At 45.3% G+C, this 225-nt stretch carries 1 protein-coding gene; it reads right to left on the bottom strand.

Annotated features, from left to right (window positions below; genetic code table 11):
• Positions 1 to 225: porin (locus HMPREF2606_RS08260; protein WP_141762187.1), on the bottom strand; the 225-nt coding region annotated here is incomplete at both ends.

Below are 225 nucleotides of genomic sequence, written 5' to 3'. Positions count from 1 at the left end.
TTTACCGAAACCGCCTTCCAAGCCCAAGAAAGATTCACGGTTAGCGAAACCAGAGTCACCACCGGCGATAGAAGTTTTTTGTTCAACTTGCCAGATAGCATTCAGGTTGCTACCCAAGTGTTCGTGGCCTTTGAAACCGATGCGAGAGCCGAAGTCAGCAATCTCAGTAGCAGTTTTAGAAGAAGTCTTACCCTCTTTTACTTTAGAAATTTCTACGCCAGCTTT

Origin of the sequence: Neisseria sp. HMSC070H10, from assembly GCF_001837635.1 — a bacterium.
Classification (GTDB): domain Bacteria; phylum Pseudomonadota; class Gammaproteobacteria; order Burkholderiales; family Neisseriaceae; genus Neisseria; species Neisseria subflava_A.
The sequence above is the reverse complement of the archived record's forward strand: the minus strand, read 5'-3'. Positions and strand labels throughout refer to the sequence as shown.